Origin of the sequence: Chitinophaga sp. GbtcB8, from assembly GCF_019091455.1 — a bacterium.
Lineage (GTDB): Bacteria > Bacteroidota > Bacteroidia > Chitinophagales > Chitinophagaceae > Chitinophaga.
Genome location: NZ_JAGXJN010000003.1, coordinates 15,228 through 29,583, shown reverse-complemented (window position 1 = coordinate 29,583; position 14,356 = coordinate 15,228). Strand labels below are relative to the sequence as shown.

Below are 14,356 nucleotides of genomic sequence, written 5' to 3'. Positions count from 1 at the left end.
AAGTGCTGATGAATATCGTGCTTATTTTACTCCTTCAGCTACCAGCAGCGCTTCCTGTAATAACAGCCTGTTTAACCGCATCATCCCCTTTAACCAGGATGTTACCTTTTTCAAGATACACTACCCTTACATCTGCAGTGCGGCCCAGGTTATTGAGGTCCTGGCCGGTGTGATCTATTACCAGATCTGCTTTAACCGGGCTGTCAACCGTTCCTTTAAACAGGAATGTGCCCTCCTTTATTGCAGCAGAATCCAGCGCCCGCTGTACATTCATTCCGTAATCACGGACCAGGTAAGCCTTTTGATAGAGTCTCCTACCCCCTTTTTCGAAAATTTGGACGATTCGCTTCCGGCTAAAACGTCATCAATACCAGATTTAGCCCGATATTGAATGTCAAGTCGGCTAAATCTATAAATTTTATCCCCATCCACTCCCTCACGCCGCCATAAATTATTAGTGTCATGCATACAATTATAATTATTTACTGTATATTTAGTATAAGATAATGCCATCCACTGTTCTACTCGGAAGAATTCCCGTTATGAAAGAACGCCCGTTATGAGTGAAAAAAGTACTATAGCTGATCTGCAGCAGAAAATAGCTCTTTATGAGGACATGAACGCATACAGGCAATTGTATGAGCTACTTAATGAGCGGCTTTTCTGGTTTGTTTTTTCATTTGTAAAATCCAGAGAAGCAGCAGAGGAAATAGTTTCAGACGTTTTTATCAAATTGTGGAAGATCCGGGATGAGCTCCCCTCTATCAGGAATTTACAGGTGTTCCTCTATGTAATTGCCCGCAATTACTCCCTGAACTATATTATTAAGGAATACAAATACCCGCACGTTAGCCTGGACGAGATCCAGCTGGATGTAAGCACCCCCATTAATCCGGAAGAGCTATATATTTCCACTGAAATGTCCGAAAAGATCAATAAGGCTATCGCTGAGCTGCCGGCCCAGTGCAGGCTGATCTTCCGCATGGTAAGGGAAGATGGCCTGAAACACAAGGAAGTAGCCGATATTCTGAACCTCTCAAAAACAACCATACGGAACCAGCTGGTTATAGCGGTGCGTAAAATAACCCAGGCCATCCGGCCACATTTGGAACCTGTAACAGCCAAACAGCGATATGGGCAATAGATGCCCCTCCCCCACTCCAAAAAAAAATTTCTTTTCCCTTTGGTACCTCCTTCTTTTTTTATTGTCCTATTGACACATGTTCCATAAATAATGAAGGACGAAAAAATCTGGGAACTCATTGTTTTAAAACTCTCAGGAGAGACAACACCCGATCAGGAAGCTGAACTGGAAGAAGCGCTGAAACAGCGGCCTGACCTTGCATTGCAGGCAGGTTTACTGGAAGGCGTATGGAGTAGCAGGCAGGAAAGAGAGCAGCCGGATACAGCAGACAGCTTTAACAGGCACCTGCAACGGCTAAGCAATCATCTGTCAGACGGAACGCTGAAATATGATACGGAGGCCCGTTCCACACGGCGCACTTTCTCCCTGCGGGCCATCCTGCCGGTAGCTATTGCCGCCTGCCTGGCGCTGGGAATCATCCTTGTATTGCTTGGCACCAGGAAGGAGAAGGTGCCGGTAGCCGCTGCACAGAACGAGGTATGGACAAAGAAAGGCTCCCGGTCAAAGTTAACGCTGCCAGACGGCACGCAAGTATGGCTCAACGCCAGCAGCAAAGTCACCTATGGCAATGATTTCAACGGTGACACCCGGAAAGTGACGCTGGAAGGAGAGGCCTTTTTTGAAGTGACCAAACGCAATGGCATACCATTCATTATCCATACGGATATGGTGGATGTAAAAGTATTGGGAACAGCTTTGAATGTGCGTGCTTACGCTGATGAAAAGATCACGGAAACAGCATTGATCAGTGGAGCGGTAGAGATCGTACTGCAAAGGAACCCGGAGAAAAAGATCATCCTCCGGCCGGATGAGAAACTGGTAGTAAGGAACGATACCGCTACCCTTACAAAACCGGAACCCATCCTGCTGCTTACGCAGGTGCATTACCTGGATAAGAAACAGCAAAACCCGCCGGTAGAAGCGCTATGGATGAAGAACAAGCTGGTGTTTGACGGCGAAACCCTGCAGCAGATCGCCCTGAAGCTGGAGCGCTGGTACGATGTAAAGGTGATCATACAGGATAAGCAGCTGGAAGACGTGCAATACAGCGGCATTTTTGAGAATGAAGATATTTCAGAAGTACTATATGCCTTACAGCTAACAGGCAATTTTCGTTATACTATTCGTAAAAAAGTAGTCACTATAGGGTTATAGAAAGGTCCCATACCAGACTTGTAATAGATACATAAATTCCATTTTTTCACCAAAAACTGATACCACATGAAAGCAGTTCCAACCTGACCTATTCCATATTTGTCATAAAAATGGGAGAATGCTGACACATTCTCCCAGCTACGTAAAAGACAGATAAAGCTCACTGGCGGTGAGCCATTTCATCTTAAACCTAAACATTGCTAAAGTATGAAAAATATCCCAGAGCGCCTGTCGTGTAAGACGGGCAGCCTGACTATTAAATACGTATTGATGACGAAGCTTACCATCATACTGCTCCTGGGATTTATGATCCCGGCATTTGGCACCACCTACGGCCAGAAAAATATCAACCTGAACCTGGATCACGTTTCAATGAAAAGCGCGCTGAAAGCCATTGAAGAACAGGGCTTTTACCGCTTTGTGTATAAGAACCGCCTGCTCCCGGAAGATAAGAAGGTGTCTGTGAATGTACGGGATGCCTCTCTCGGGGAAGTGCTAAGCATCATACTGGGTAATACATCCCTTACCTACAACGAAGTAAGCGATAAGCTGGTAGTGATCATGGGCGCGGGCCAGCCAACAGACAGCGCCGTGATTGCAACAACCGTTACAGGGAAGATAGCGGACAAAGACGGCCATCCCCTGATTGGCGTAAGCATACAGGAAAAAGGCACTAATAACGGTACTATTTCCGGGGAGGACGGAAATTTTTCACTGACTGTTACTGATAATAACGCCGTATTGGTAGTAAGGCTGGTAGGATTTGAAACAAAAGAAATTCCTGTGAGCAGCAATACCCGGCTTAATATTGTGCTGGAGGCTTCCAATAAGGCATTACAGGAGGTAGTTGTGATCGGTTACGGAACACAGCGGAAGGCCGATATCACCAGCGCCGTTGCCACCGTGAAATCGGAAAGCTTTGTGAAAGGCGCCGTGGTGGATGCCGGCCAGCTGCTGCAGGGTAAAGTGGCAGGGCTGTCCATATCAGCTCCCAGCGGAGATCCCACCAGCAGCACACAGATATTGCTCAGGGGCAATACTACCCTGCTGGGCGCTAATGCCAATCCATTGGTGCTGATAGACGGGGTACCCGGGGATATGAAAACTGTGGCGCCTGAAGATATACAGTCCATTGATGTGCTGAAAGACGGCTCCGCAGCCGCTATCTACGGCATCAGGGGCACTAACGGCGTGATCCTCATCACCACCCGCAGGGCCAGCGGCAATAACATCAATACGGTAGAATACAGCAGCTTTGTAAGTACAGAAACAATTGCCCGTAAGCCGGAAATGCTCACCGCAGACGACTATCACAGGCAAATTGCCGCAGGCACACGGGATGCTAACTGGGATTACGGTGGCTCTACCGACTGGATAAAAGCTATTTCCCGTACACCCGTTTCCCATGTACACAACCTCACCTACCGGGGCGGCAACTCCCAAACCAATTACCTGCTGAATGTGAACTACCGTGCTATGCAGGGTATCTTCCAGAAATCAGACGACCAGGTATTCAGGGGCCGCATAGACATCAATCACAGCATGCTGGATGATAAGCTGAAATTCAATTTCGGCCTTATCAGCTCCCAGGAGAAATATACCACCACCGGCGATGGCTCCAGCTTCAACGGTTTTACCTGGCGGCAGGCCATGTGGCAGAACCCTACACAGCCCATTCGTGACAGTACTGGCAACTGGTTTGAAAAACCATCCCTGTTTGAATATGAGAACCCACTGGCACGCCTGTACGAAAGTGACGGCCGGAACACGGAACAGCGCACCCGCTATAATGGCAACATCACCTTTACGCCGGTAGCAGGTCTGCGCCTGAATGCCCTGTTCTCCTATTCCAAATACAACCAGTCAAGAGGATATGCTGAAACCAAACGGCATATTTCCACCCTGCGCGATGGCCGTAACGGCTATGCATCCACAGGCGCAGAAGAAAGTGTTGACAGGCTAATGGAGCTAACGGCGGAATACAGCAAAACCATTCTCAATCACCGGTTCACCATACTGGGCGGTTACAGCTACCAGGAAAGTGATTTCAGTGAGAACTGGATACAGAACTGGGATTTCCCGACAGACATTTTCAGCTATAATAACATCGGCAGCGGCAATGCTATAAAAGAAGGGCTGGCGCCGGAATACAGCTTCCGGTCTGAAACCAACCTGATAGGCTTTTTTGGCAGGGTTACCTACAGCTACAAGGACAGGTACCTGCTGCTGGGAAGCCTGCGGCGCGAAGCAGCCAGCCAGCTCTATGGCGCTAAGAAACCCTGGGGTAACTTTCCTGCGATCTCTGTAGGATGGCGCATCAACCGGGAACCTTTTATGCAAGGGCTGGAGATCTTTGATGACCTGAAATTAAGAGCCGGTTACGGCGTAACAGGCACAGCGCCTTCTGCACTCTTCCTGGGTGCAGCTACGCTCTCTTACGGCGACTATTACCTGCTGAACGGTAACTGGGTAAGGTCCCTGACCCCGGCACAAAATCCTAATCCCAACCTGAAGTGGGAGGAGAAGAAAGAAACCAACCTGGGTTTGGATTTCTCTATCCTGAAAGGAAGGATCAGCGGCTCCGTGGACTATTATGTCCGCAATATTGACGGCCTGCTGTGGGAGTACCAGGTGCCCAGCCCTCCCAACCAATATCCCTCCACTACCGCCAATGTAGGCGTAATGCAAAACAAGGGAGTGGAAGTACAGCTGAATTTTATACCGGTACAGAAAAAGGACTTTGAGTGGAGCACCACTATTAACTATAATACCAATAGCAACAAGCTGGTAAAGCTTTCTAACGATCTGTATAAGCTTAGCGTTAACTACTTTACGGAAGGCGCTGCGGGCGTACCCATACAAACACATACACACCTGGTGGAGATTGGCAAGGAGATCGGCAATTTCCATGGTTACAAGGTGGTTGATATTTCCGAAGACGGTAAATGGATCTACGAAGGCAAGGACGGCAAACCGGTTCCCTATGACCAGTTCAACCGCGGGTTTGAGGATAAGAAGGTTATTGGCAACGGCGTTCCAAGGTTCCATGCAGCCTGGAACAACACGTTCAGGTATAAACACTTTGACCTGAATATCACCATGCGCGGATCATTCAAATTCCAGATCATCAACTCACAGCGCATGTATTATGAAAACACCGGCTACCAGCAGTACAACCGCCTGAAATCTGCGTATGACAAGATCTACGGGAAAGCGGTGCTGAACAGCAACCTGCCACTGGAATTCAACAGCTATTATGTGGAGAACGGTGATTTCTGGAAGGTTGACAATATTGCGCTGGGATATAATTTCCCCACAACAGGCATCAAATACATACACTCCGTAAGAGTATATGTATCCTCACGCAATACTTTCATGATCACAGGATACAAAGGCATAGACCCGGAAGTGACCTGGACCGGCCTGGCGCCGGGCAATGATGGCCGTGAGAAATATCCTACCACGCGCGCTTTTACTGTTGGTATTAACGTAAACTTTTAACCGATGAACAAAAGAGATCATTCAATCATAGCAATTGCTTTTCTATGCCTGCTGCCGGCTTTTTCCTGCACCAAGCTGAAAGACAAAAATTATAACCAGGTAATAGTAGACCAGTTCAAGCCTACGGAAAAGGACCTTGAACCGCTGATTGCCGCAGCATACATACCCTGGCGCAAACTGTTCAACCTGTGGCAAAGCTATTTCTGGGCACAGGAGCTTTCAGGTGATGAATTGCTGATACCCAAAAGGCCCTGGGGATGGGTGGACGATGGAGGATACCGCAGGTTCCATTATCACAAGTGGACCTCAGAGGATGCCATCCCGGTTAACTGCTGGACTAGGACCTACGAAGGCATTAACAATTGCAACAGGGTAATTGAACAAATATCATCCGGCGTGATCCCCGTAGCAGATGGCAAAGAAAATGTGCTGGCAGAGCTGAAAGTATTGAGGGCCTCTTATTACTGGGTGCTTTGCGATATGTTCGGGAATGTGCCCGTTGTTACTGATTTTACAGTGCCTGACGGCTTTCTGCCCAAACAGAGCACCCGGAAAGAGGTATATGATTTTATTGTGAAAGAGATCACGGATAATCTTTCATTGCTCAGCACAAAAAGCGACCAGTCCACCTACGGGCGGTTTAACCAGTGGGCTGCACGCACCTTACTGGCCAAAGTATACCTGAATGCGGAAGTGTACTCAGGTACCGCGCAATGGGCAAAGTGCCTGGAGCAGTGTAATGCAGTAATAGATTCCAAACTGTATAGCCTGGAAATGAACCAGAAAAATGTGTTCATCACCAATAATGAAGATTCAAAAGAGATCATTTTTCCCCTTCCGTTTGATGATAAATACGTAACAGACTGGAATGCGTTTGACCATCATATGCAAACGCTGCCACAGGAATGCCAGGCCACCTTTAACCTGCAATCCTCGCCCTGGGGCGGTATTTGCGCGGTGCCGCAGTTCATTAATACTTTTGACCCGCAGGACAGCCGGTTCACGGATAACTGGATCAGGGGACAGCAGTATTCATCCGCAGGCGCCACGCTGATAGTACAGAACGGAAGGTTCACCGGGCAGCCGCTGAACCTGATCAATGTAGTGCCGGCCATTGATACCTCTGAGGCGATCCATGGTTACCGGCTGGGGAAATTTGAAATAAAGAAAGGTGCTACTAACCGTTTAAGCAACGATTTTCCCCTGCTCAGATATGCAGATGTTATTTTGATGAAAGCCGAATGCCTGTTACGTACAGGTAGCGCCGGGGAAGCAGCTGTAGCAGTTACAATGGTGCGGGAAAGAGCTTTCCGTAATAACCCTGCAAAAGCGATAGTAACTGCGGCAGACCTGCAAAAAGGAAGCAGCTATGATTATGGACTGCGCGATGTACACGCTACCACCAATGAAGGAGGTGCAGACATACAGTTTGGCCGCTTGCTGGATGAGCTGGGATGGGAGTTCTTTGAAGAATGCCATCGCCGGCAGGACATGATCCGCTTTAATGTTTTTGCAAAGAAATCATGGTTATCCCACGCACCCAACGGCAATTACAGAATACTGTACCCCATTCCGCAATCAGAGAAGAACAAGAATGGAAATTTAAAACAGAACGACGGGTATTAAGCATAATGCCGGTAGGAAAATAATAATTAAGCCGTCTCCCTGGGGACGGCTTAATTATTTAACGAAGCTCTGCCATCAGGCCCCCTTGCGGTTTCAATGCGACAGGTGATAGCTGCACGAAAAAAATCCTGAATATTTTCTTACTTTACTATACGTATGAAACCAGTTATCCTGACCAAAGCACAAGCCAGAAAAATCATCCTCCACGCAGCAGGACTCTCTCAACGGGCGCAGTTTGGAAAGGGCCGTGAGGCGGTCTACAAGCTCATTGACCATCTTGGTTTTATTCAGCTGGATACAAATTATACCGTTGAGCGCGCGCATCACCACAGCATTGCAGCACGGGTGCCTGACTATAAGCTGGAATGGCTCGATGAGCTGCAGGAGGATGGAAGGATCTTTGAATTCTTCACTTCCGACTCAGGGTATATGCCCATGCATAACTTTCGCTATTCACTGCCTGTAAAACAAAGCTTTTCAGATAACAGGCAGCCATTGCCACAGGCCGAGATCAATCTTATGAACAAGGTGCTGGACAGGGTTGCACGCGAAGGCCCGCTGATGGTAAAGGATTTTGAAAATGACCGTCCGCTGCCAAGTGAAGGCTGGTGGGATTGGCGCCCATCCAAGATAGCGCTCGAACGCCTGTACCTGGATGGAAGACTGATGACTACGCGAACAAAGGGCTTCCTGAAAGTATATGATCTGCCTGTGAATTTAATTCCGGATGATGTGGATACCACCCTGCCAACACCCGTTGAATTTGCAAGGCATGTTATTCTGCGTGATTTGAAAGCCCTTGGTATTGCCTACGCAAAAGAACTAGCCTGGCGTGCCCGCCGCGTGAAAAATAATTTAGTAAAAAAGGAGCTGGAAAAGCTCGTGGATGAGGGTGCAATTTGTAAAGTTGAGATCGAAGGCCTGAAAAGCGCGCCCCTCTATATGTTACCTGCTTATAAAACCAAAAAGATCCAGCTGTCCGGCGAGGCATTTATTCTTTCGCCCTTCGATGTATTAAATGTATTCAGGCATCGTTTAAGGGATTTTTTTGATTTCGACTACCAGATAGAATGTTTTGTTCCCGAGCCAAAACGGAAATACGGATATTTTTCATTGCCTGTATTGGTTGGTGATACTTTTGTAGCCAGAATGGATTCAAAGGCGGACCGGAAACAGCGGACATTGATCATTCACAACCTTCACTTTGAACCGCTGAAATTAAGCAACCCCATGATCGTTCAGATCATTGATGCTATTAAAATATTCGCCAAATTCAACCAGTGCAGGGATGTTACCATTACAAAATCAAATAACAAACAGTATCTGAAAGCCATAAAGGATGGGCTTACAAAAATCATCTAGCTCATTTCCCGAACTCGTCTTCGTAAACCATCTTATTTTTACCATTCTTCAGTTTCACATAATCTACTCCCCCGGGACCGGTAAAATGATACGCCAGTCCCATTATTTTACCAAAATCCTTTTTAAAGCGGATGGTACGTACCGGCTGGCCATCCAGGCTAATGGTTGCCTGTTTATTCACCACCTGGATCTGTAGCTGTTGCCACTTGTACAGATCTCGGCCAAATGAGGAAAGGTCGTTTTGTACACCATCCTCGTATACTTCTCCCATTTTAATATTGCTGTTCCGCTCACATCCTTTTCTGATCATGCACACAAAAAAGATGTCTTCCTCACACATCACTACCAGGCTAAGACCCGGACATGCATTAAGATTTGTACTGTCCAGGATTACTCTTGTATCCAGCGAAAAATTATCGCTGTAAGTATCCTCAAATTCCCGGACATTAAAATAGCTCAGGGTGAAATCTTTATTTACATCAATATGGGAAGCAACAAGCGTCTCCGTGGAAATGTGCAAGGCTCCATCTCTTATAGAACCCTCTTGGGGGAGATAGACCGGCATACTCTCCCGGGATACATGGTGGGCCAGTGGAAACCATCCGTCTGTCGTAATATGTACTTTAAAACGCTTCAGGATGGAATCGTTGGCTATAAGCTTGGCCCTGTGAAAACCGGGATAATAATATATAGCAGAATAGTAATGCTTTCCAGGATCAATCTTTACGCGCTCCTGCTCATTCCAGGATTGTTGGAAAAAGAAACTGTCGGCTACCACATTACGCACATCGTAATTAAAAACAATGGTGTTGGGCACCCCCTGCGCAACCGTTTTATTCCCGGTGAAAGTAACCGGGCCTTTCACCACCGGTTTTAGGCTGGCGGGCTGGCCTGAGCGGAAAGCGATCAGCCAGGAAAAAACGACCAATGCAGCTACTGCAGGCAAGATCATCCAAAGGTTTAAACGCCGGGCAGGCTTTTCAGCTACCGGGGCAGCAGGAAGAGGGGCTTGTTTTAACCGGAATTCCTGCCAGTCCTTATACCCGAGTACCGAAACCAATGCCTGCAGGGTGGATGGATGCGGCACCTGGTCATAGTCTTTTTTCCACAACCGTTTTAAGGTGGAAAGACTGAGCCTGATGCCTGACCTTTCCTCAATACTATCCGCAAGAGATTCCAGGTCCCGTTGACGCAGCGTTCCATCATCGGACACAAGGCGTAACTGTTCCCCGATCAATTGCTTGCAGCGCGCTATGTATTCCTTTTCCGTGAGGCTCATGCAGTTAAATTACAGCTTAAAGCGGATTTGAACAATAAATGACCGCTAAATGAACGCTGAATGAACATAGGTTCTTTTCATCTCTTTGTTTATTGCGCATGGATCAGATAAAACAAACTGTATGAAAAAATCCTCTTTATCAGCTTGCATGCTGTTGTTATGCTACTGTTTTGCAACCGCACAAACCATTAAAGTACCTTTTACCTCAGACCAGTGGATCAGCAGGCAGGCGGAGATGGTTCAGGAAACCTATATGGGCAAGGAAAGCATCTTCCTGAAAGCCGGGGACATTTATCTAAAAGATGTTGGCTTCCTGGATGGCACTATTGAATACGATATCAATTTCCCCAGGGCCCGCAGCTTTCCCGGCTGTTATTTCAGGATGCAGGATACCGCTGAACTTGAAAACTTTTATGTGCGCCCCCATCAGTCCGGCAATCCGGATGCAACACAGTACACTCCTGTTTTTAATGGGGAAGCTGCCTGGCAATTATATCATGGCAAAGGGTATTCCGAGGCATTCGATCTTAAATTTGATTTCTGGCATCATATCAAAATTGATGTACATGGCCTGCAGGCGGAAATTTATATAGATGATATGCAAACCCCTTTGATAAAGGTGGCAGAATTAAAGCGCACGCCCAAAGCAGGCGGTATAGGATTAACTTCCGGCGGAGCGCCTGTTCATTATGCTAATCTGCAATATGCCCTGCGGCCGGCAGTTGCATTTTCTCCGGCGCCCATCCCTGCCAATGGAACAGGTGGCCTTATAACCCGGTGGCAGGTATCCAATGTAGTCAGCAGCAGCCTGTTTGAGAAAAAATATCAGCTTACACCCGCCATCAAAGAAAGTCTTACCTGGACCACGCAACAAACCGAGCCTTCCGGCATTATTAACTTTTCAAGATTTGGCAGGTTAACGAATACAACAACCACGATCGTAGCCAGGGTTAGCATTGAATCGGGCATGGATCAGATAAAAGCGCTGTCCTTCGGATTCAGTGATGTCGTAACGGTTTATTTCAATGGCCGGGCTTTGTATGCCGGTGCAGATGTTTTTAGGTCAAGGGATTACCGGTTCTTAGGCTCTATTGGTTTTTTCGATAAGGTTTTTCTTCCCCTGAAAAAAGGCAGCAATGAGCTTTGGTTTGTAGTAGCTGAAAACTTTGGCGGATGGGGCTTGCAGGCGAAGTTTGATGATATGGAGAAGATATCGCTGAAATAAAATAAAAAGCCGTTCCCAAAGGGGGACGGCTATGTTAATATTATATTGTAATGGCATCACCAACGCGAATGGTCCCGCTGCCCTGATACAACAGGTTCTGGCCAAAATGGATCTTATTTTCTTTCATACGGTAAGTGCTGAGTGTTTTCAAAGGTTCTTTTGCTTTTACAGCGGTTTGCTGATCGATGGTAGTCATGACGCAGCGTGCGCAGAGCTTAACACCCCAAAAGCGGATATCGCCAATACTAAATTGTTGCATATCGTCTTCCTGGAACGGCAGCCCCCCGGTAAATACTATATTGGGTCTGAAACGGTTCATAGGTAAAGGAGATGCTAACCGGCTGTTCAGGTCATCAAGGGAGGCCTGACCAATCATCAATAAAGGATATCCGTCAGAAAAACCGGTAATTTCTTTATTGTTTGCATAACGCTCATCTACGTGCCGGTGGCTGCTATCCGGCATATACACCAGCCTGCATGAAAGATCCAGCTGTTCACTAAACCAGGCATCGGCTTTTGTACTTACCCATTGGGCAGGGCACTGATCGTCCCATACAGTAACCATGGTAGTTTCAGTGGTTAAAGGGTGAAGCGGGATCGGGTAAAAAAAATCCGGCTTATGTATATTTTTAACCACCAGGTAATCGTTCTGTAGCTCTACATGTAAACAAGCCATGAGCGGTACCTCACGCTGCGAAAGGAAACGGTTGTTCTCATCTACCAGCATCCACCTTCTGTCGTATTCAAAACCACGATCAGTCAGAGAAGCCGCAGGCAATGCAATTCCCCCTAATGATTTAACAGGATAAATATATAGTTCGCTAACTGCCAGCATAGTGCTAAGATACGGAAGTGTCTTATTCATCCAGCTTAGCTGTTACCATTTTTATCACTTTCAGCTTATCAATGATCAGAAGCATGATAAATATAACCATTACAAGCAGCAGTAATGAGCACATTAACACTGCATAATATTTAATCGTCCACTCCAGGGCTACTTTAACCCGTTTGGCAAAACTTACTTTCTTTTCCGGGGCGCCTTCATAGAGTGAGAACCGGACGGTACAGAATTCATTCTCCGTATCAAAATTACCCAGCTCAACACCCAATTCCTGCATTTGGGTTTCTATTTCCAGGATCTTCTCATGTAATTTAATATAGTCTCCAATGGCGCCGCCCCTGGATCTCAGCTCATTTAACGAAGCCAGGTTCTTTTCAAGAGAGGCTTTCTTTGCGTTCAGCTGCCGGTATTCATTTGTTTTATCCACCTTTGTGATCTCTGTTGATTTCACCTGGCCTATATGCTGGATCTTCTCATAAAAGCTGTCAAACTTCTCAGGGTTAATCCCGATCAGCAATTGAATTTGCCGGTTTCCTTTATTACCGGTGTTTTGCTCATACTGGATCACACCTTCAAAACTGGTTGTAACTTTTTTGATCGTATCTATGTCCTTTTCAAATTGTGATGTCTTTGATCTGACTGTAGCTGTTTTCTCGTATTTCTGGGAAGATGCAGCATTAGCCTGTGGCGCTACATCCTGTTTTAGCAGCTGTTTTTCAGAGGCGTAGTTCTTTCTTAAATTCGCTACAGTGCTGAAGAAATCACCTGTATATTCTCCTCCTTGCGCCGCGTCTGTAACAACGTAACCGTAGATCAGCCGGAATATCAGCATCAGGAGAAATAACCCGCCGAACCATTTTGCGGATTTCCAAAAGCGTTGTCTGAATGTTTGTTTCATGGGTTTTTGGATCAGTTTTATTTATTACTTCATATGATGCAGAGAGCTATTAAAATGCATACTTTTTATCCGTCTATTATTTATACCTTTTAATTACCCGGTCACTGAGTATAACCCGGATGAATATATTAGAATGATTAAATAACCTATATTCTATGAATACAAAAATTTACTGCTTATCCCTTTTTACCTTGCTGGCATCCCTTACCTATGGTCAATCAAATCCTGTAAGAATACTTAACAACATTTCCCTGCCCAAGGATACTGCTATAAAGGAGGCGCTGCTGCGTAGCCTGGATGGATTCCTGCGCAGTAAAGACAGCGCAAATGCGGCAAACGGTTTTGTATCAAAAGCGGATCTCCTGGAAACCAGCCTGTTAACAGATGAAATGAAGGGCATTGAAAAAAATGCCCGGTACAATAACAGCACCTTTTTTAAACCCTACCTAACCAATGTTATTCAAAGGGATGAACATACTTACCTGCTGCAGCTATCGTACATGGGAACCAGGGAAGATACGGCGATACTGAGGGGGAGTTTCAGGCTGCTGGCCAGGCAGGAGGCAGACCGGTTTATTTTCCTTTCTCCATTATCCACCAATGTTATGCTTTGGAAAACTCACCGGATAGATAATGTTGTATTCAGGTACAAAGAGAAGATCAACCTGGAGGACGCCAAAAAGCTGCAGCAGATGATCCTGTATTATGATAAAAAGATCGGGGCTCCCCAACAGCAGATCCGGTTCTATTGCTGTGATGATTTTGAAGAAGCATTGAAGCTGATTGGGGTTGAGTACAAGGCCATTTACAACGGGTATAACCATCTTTCCCTGTATACTTGCCACAATAACCAAACATTAATAGTTAGCGGAATGGCTAACCCTACGGGTTTTAATGAGTTTGACCCGCATGATCTGTGGCATGACCGCTTGCACAATATGTACTCCACCGGGATCATTAACAAGCCGGTAGATGAAGGATGCGCTTATTTATACGGAGGCAGCTGGGGCATTGAATGGAAAGAGATCCTGGCTGCATCCAGGGGCTATGCTGCCAAAAATGAACATTCCGACTGGCTTGCCCTGTACATCAGTGAGCAAAATTTTGTGGAAGGAACCAAACGGTTGAATATTGCTTATGTCATCAATGCCCTGATCGTTCAGCAGCTGGAAAAAGAAAAAGGGTTTGATGCCGTGAAAGCGCTTTTGTGCTGCGGCAAACGTGAGAAAGGAGATGAAAATTATTTCAGGATGTTGGAGAAGGTAGCAGGCATTAGCAAGGCTGTGTTTAATAGTAGGGTAGATCGTTTGATTGCGGAGAGGTAA

11 protein-coding genes are annotated in these 14,356 nt (G+C 46.4%); 7 read left to right on the top strand and 4 right to left on the bottom strand.

Annotation, left to right across the window (positions count from 1 at the left end; all coding sequences use genetic code 11):
• Window positions 1–34 precede the first annotated feature (34 nt).
• Window positions 35–292, bottom strand: coding sequence for a DUF4369 domain-containing protein (locus tag KVT36_RS05520; RefSeq protein WP_256449944.1), 258 nt, complete (start codon window positions 290–292; stop codon window positions 35–37).
• A gap of 267 nt (window positions 293–559) precedes the next feature.
• Here KVT36_RS05520 and KVT36_RS05515 point away from each other — a divergent pair, with 267 nt between their 5' ends.
• The 5 genes from KVT36_RS05515 (at window position 560) to KVT36_RS05495 (ending at window position 8,788) form a co-directional block, all read left to right on the top strand.
• Entirely contained in the window at window positions 560–1,144 is a 585-nt protein-coding gene (locus tag KVT36_RS05515; protein WP_217602510.1) for an RNA polymerase sigma-70 factor, read from the top strand.
• Between the two features lie 90 nt (window positions 1,145–1,234).
• Window positions 1,235–2,299, top strand: a complete 1,065-nt coding sequence (locus tag KVT36_RS05510; RefSeq protein ID WP_217602509.1) for a FecR family protein — start codon at window positions 1,235–1,237, stop codon at window positions 2,297–2,299.
• A 207-nt stretch (window positions 2,300–2,506) separates the two neighbouring features.
• A complete protein-coding gene (locus KVT36_RS05505) occupies window positions 2,507–5,800 on the top strand; it encodes a SusC/RagA family TonB-linked outer membrane protein (protein ID WP_217602508.1) in 3,294 nt (1,097 codons plus the stop codon).
• Between the two features lie 3 nt (window positions 5,801–5,803).
• On the top strand, window positions 5,804–7,426 hold the full coding sequence (locus tag KVT36_RS05500; protein ID WP_217602507.1) for a RagB/SusD family nutrient uptake outer membrane protein: 1,623 nt from the start codon (window positions 5,804–5,806) through the stop codon (window positions 7,424–7,426).
• A gap of 156 nt (window positions 7,427–7,582) precedes the next feature.
• On the top strand, window positions 7,583–8,788 hold the full coding sequence (locus tag KVT36_RS05495; RefSeq protein ID WP_217602506.1) for a winged helix-turn-helix domain-containing protein: 1,206 nt from the start codon (window positions 7,583–7,585) through the stop codon (window positions 8,786–8,788).
• 1 nt (window position 8,789) lies between these two features.
• Here KVT36_RS05495 and KVT36_RS05490 read toward each other — a convergent pair whose 3' ends face one another.
• Window positions 8,790–10,067 (bottom strand): hypothetical protein, encoded by a 1,278-nt coding sequence (locus KVT36_RS05490; RefSeq protein WP_217602505.1) that lies wholly within the window; start codon window positions 10,065–10,067, stop codon window positions 8,790–8,792.
• Between the two features lie 121 nt (window positions 10,068–10,188).
• Between KVT36_RS05490 and KVT36_RS05485 the strand changes: the two genes are divergently transcribed.
• Window positions 10,189–11,292 (top strand): DUF1080 domain-containing protein, encoded by a 1,104-nt coding sequence (locus KVT36_RS05485; RefSeq protein WP_217602504.1) that lies wholly within the window; start codon window positions 10,189–10,191, stop codon window positions 11,290–11,292.
• 40 nt (window positions 11,293–11,332) lie between these two features.
• On the opposite strand, the gene KVT36_RS05480 is transcribed toward KVT36_RS05485, so the two are convergent.
• Window positions 11,333–12,157 carry an MOSC domain-containing protein gene (locus KVT36_RS05480; protein WP_254639849.1) on the bottom strand — a complete coding sequence of 275 codons (825 nt, stop codon included), beginning with the start codon at window positions 12,155–12,157 and terminating at the stop codon, window positions 11,333–11,335.
• Window positions 12,150–13,031: a DUF4349 domain-containing protein gene (locus tag KVT36_RS05475; RefSeq protein ID WP_217602503.1), complete on the bottom strand. Its 882-nt coding sequence runs from the start codon at window positions 13,029–13,031 to the stop codon at window positions 12,150–12,152. The genes KVT36_RS05480 and KVT36_RS05475 overlap by 8 nt, the downstream gene beginning before the upstream one ends.
• 155 nt (window positions 13,032–13,186) lie before the next feature.
• Between KVT36_RS05475 and KVT36_RS05470 the strand changes: the two genes are divergently transcribed.
• On the top strand, window positions 13,187–14,356 hold the full coding sequence (locus KVT36_RS05470; protein ID WP_217602502.1) for a hypothetical protein: 1,170 nt from the start codon (window positions 13,187–13,189) through the stop codon (window positions 14,354–14,356).